Annotated in this window: 1 protein-coding gene; it reads right to left on the bottom strand. The window is 62.0% G+C overall.

What is annotated here, in order from left to right:
• Nucleotides 1-695, bottom strand: a 695-nt coding sequence (locus LH464_RS24435; protein WP_226788987.1) for an NADP-dependent isocitrate dehydrogenase, incomplete at both ends; no start/stop codon positions are given.

Raw genomic sequence — 695 nt, 5'->3', positions numbered from 1 at the left:
AGGTTCTCGTCGATCTTGTCGAGGAAGGCCGTGGTGGAGAGCCATGGCTGATCGGGACCGATGAGGAGCGCGAGGTCCTTGGTCATGAAGCCCGATTCGACGGTTTCGACGCAGACCTTTTCAAGCGTGTCGGCGAACTTGGCCAGCTCGGCATTGTCGTCCAGCTTGGCGCGATGCGCGAGGCCACGGGTCCAGGCGAAGATCGATGCGATCGAGTTCGTCGAGGTCTCCTGGCCCTTCTGGTGCTGGCGGTAATGGCGCGTCACGGTGCCGTGGGCGGCTTCCGCCTCGACAGTCTGGCCATCCGGCGTCATCAGGACCGAGGTCATCAGGCCGAGCGAGCCGAAGCCCTGGGCCACAATGTCGGACTGGACGTCGCCGTCGTAGTTCTTGCACGCCCAGACGTAGCCGCCGGACCATTTCAACGCCGACGCGACCATGTCGTCGATCAGGCGGTGCTCGTACCAGATCTTCGCTTCCTTGAAGCGATCGGCGAACTCCGCGTCATAGATGGCCTGGAAGATATCCTTGAACCGGCCGTCGTAGATCTTGAGGATGGTGTTCTTGGTCGACAGGTAGACCGGCACCTTGCGCTGCAGTCCGTAGTTCAGCGAAGCGCGGGCGAAATCGGTGATCGATTCGTCGAGGTTGTACATGCCGAGCGCAACGCCGGCAGCCGGTGCGTTGTAGACCTC

Origin of the sequence: Pseudorhizobium xiangyangii, assembly GCF_020531965.1 — a bacterium.
Taxonomy (GTDB): domain Bacteria; phylum Pseudomonadota; class Alphaproteobacteria; order Rhizobiales; family Rhizobiaceae; genus Neorhizobium; species Neorhizobium xiangyangii.
Note: the sequence above shows the minus strand (reverse complement) of the source record. Positions and strands in the feature narration are given on the sequence as shown.